We start from the raw sequence: 2,664 nt of genomic DNA on the forward strand, positions 1-2,664 counted from the left end.
GTCTTGAGGTTTGTTCGACGCCTGCCCATGTCTGCGAGCTTGGAGGCGCGCGACGGCGCGTGCGGGCAGGCGTTGAATAAACCTGAAGGGAGGAAACCGCGGAGTGCTCTGATGCAATGGGAGTCTTCGGGGCTATGGCGATTGATGGGCCGGGACGCCCAGCGGTGTTGCGGGATGCGCGGCCAGGCGGGATGCTGAATCAGCGTTGACGCAGTGACGAAGCGGCGCAGTCGCGCAATCGTGATGGCGAAGCGGACGTGCGAGGGGCTGCGTGAAGGGACGGGCGCAAACGTCCGCTCGTGGGCCGCGTTGTCGCAGAGCCGACGGTCGGGTTGCATGTCCAGGAACAGTTGCGCTCATGTCTCGCCCCGGCGCGTGGGTGGTGCGCGAATCGGTGCGGTGCGCGCAAGGACATCGATGACGATCATCGGTGCGCCGCAGTGCCGGCAGATGAAGGCGGGCCGCGCTTCGATGACGATTTCGTGGGGTGATGCGTTGACCTTGGGCGCGACGTGCAACAGTTCACGCACCTTCGCGAGACTGGCGCGGCGCACCGGATTGGCGAGCAGTCCGTAGTGACGGATACGATGGAAGCCGCCGGGCAGCACATGGAGGAGGAAGCGGCGCATGAACTCGCCGGCTTCGAGGGTCATGGTCTTGTAGCGGGTGCGCCCCTTCGCACGGTAGTCCTTCCAGCGGAAGGTCACGCCGCGTTCATCGGATGAGATCAGGCGCTGGTTCGAGATCGCCACGCGGTGCGTATAGCGAGAGAGGTACGCGAGCACCGCTTCGGGTCCTGCAAAGGGACGCTTTGCGTAGACGACCCACTCACAGGCACGCAGCGGCACAAGCCACCGGTCAAAGACAGCCGGGTCAGCAAGCCCGGCATACTCACCAAAGAACTGCAGCTTGCCACACCGGTGTGCCTGCGCAAGCGCTTCGAGGAAGCGCCTGCGGAACAGGCGCGAGAGCACGCGCACCGGCAGGAAGAAGCCGGGCCGGCATGCAATCCACCGCTCACCATCGGGCGACAGGCCGCCACCGGGGACGATACCGTGCACGTGCGGATGATGCGTGAGCGCTGAACCCCAGGTGTGTAGCACGAGCGTGGCGCCGATGTTGGCACCCAGATGCTTCGGATCGGCGGCGATGGTGCGTAGCGTTTCGGCAGCGATGTCGAACAGCAGCCCGTAGATGACGGCCTTGTTGTACCAGGCGATGGCACTGATGGGCGCAGGCAGCGTGAAGACGACGTGGTAGTACCCGACCGGCAGCAGGTCGGCCTGACGCGCTTCGAGCCAGCGGCGCGCAGCACTGGCCTGGCACTTCGGGCAATGGCGGTTGCGGCAGGAGTTGTAGGCAACCTCGATCTGTGCGCAGCCGGAACAGCGCAGCACGTGTCCCCCCAGCGCCGCGCTGCGGCACTGTTCGATGGCTGACATGACCTTCAGCTGCCCGAGGCTGAGCGACACCGTGCGTCGCCATACCGGGCCCTGGGCGCGAAAGATGTCCGCGACCTCCAGCATCGGGTACTGCACTGCGCCGCGTTACCCGGCGGGCAGACGCTCCAGCGGACTGATGACTTCGCGCAGCAGGTCGGTGGCCACCTGCACATAAAGCGCGGTGGTCTCGAGCTGCTTGTGGCCGAGCAGCACCTGGATCACGCGGATGTCGACCTTCTGTTCGAGCAGGTGCGTCGCGAAACTGTGGCGCAGGGTGTGCATGGTGACGCGCTTGTCGATCTGCGCGTCCTCGGCGGCAGCGTGTACGACCCGGTTCAGCTGTCGCGTGCTGAGTGGGTCGACGGGATCCATCCCGGGAAACAGCCACCCGCCATCCAGCATGCACGGGCAACGCGCCACCAGAGCCGCAGGCGTTCGAGCAGGACCGGCGAGAGCATCGCGTAGCGGTCCTTGCGGCCCTTGCCCTGCTCGATGCGCAGCGTCATCCGCTGGCTATCGATGTCACTGACCTTCAGCGCCACCACCTCACTCACGCGCAATCCGGCGCCATAGGCGACCGACAGCGCGGTCTGATGCTTCAGGTTCCCGGCTGCCGCGATGAGCCGCCGCACCTCGTCCGGGCTCAGTATGACGGGCAACTTACGGGGCACACGAACGGGTTGCATCCTGGCCATCAGCTGGGGCTGGCCAAGCGTGACTTCGAAGAAGAACTTCAGTGCGCTGATCGCGGCGTTGAGCGAAACCGGCGAGGTGCCGTGATCGACCAGATGCAACTGGTAGCCCCGGAGGTCCTCGACGGTGGCGGTATCAGGCGAACGCCCGAGAAACCGGGCGAACTCACGTACGGCACGCAGATAGGTGGACTGGGTCTTGGGTGCGAACTTGCGCATGCGCATGTCGTCGATCATGCGACGGCGCAGCGGGCTGACGCCCGGGTCGGAGAAGGTCATGATGGGGCTCCTGCTGGAGAACGAGGCGGATTGCCTCATTCGCCAACATAAGCAACGGCGCCACGACCCTCTCATTCGCCGCCAGAGTCGTGCCGGAGCCCCTTACCGCGCGAGCGGTTTAGTCCGGTCGGCCTTAACTGACGTTGAGGCCGGCTTGGTTCTACGTCAGCAATGTGGCTGATTGCTGACGATGGCGGCATCGAGCAATCCGACGGCAGCATCCTGCACCAGTGAACTCACACTCCCGACCC

At 65.2% G+C, this 2,664-nt stretch carries 1 protein-coding gene and 1 pseudogene; both read right to left on the reverse strand.

Going from position 1 to position 2,664, the window contains the following annotated elements:
* Positions 1 to 356: 356 nt before the first annotated feature.
* Complete coding sequence (locus tag BM438_RS44425) at positions 357 to 1,526, reverse strand: IS91 family transposase (protein WP_093647914.1); 1,170 nt, start codon at positions 1,524 to 1,526, stop codon at positions 357 to 359.
* Positions 1,527 to 1,547: 21 nt separating this feature from the next.
* Positions 1,548 to 2,413 (reverse strand): annotated as a pseudogene (locus BM438_RS44430) (tyrosine-type recombinase/integrase).
* Positions 2,414 to 2,664 lie beyond the last annotated feature (251 nt).

It is taken from the genome of Paraburkholderia aspalathi (assembly GCF_900116445.1).
Taxonomy (GTDB): domain Bacteria; phylum Pseudomonadota; class Gammaproteobacteria; order Burkholderiales; family Burkholderiaceae; genus Paraburkholderia; species Paraburkholderia aspalathi.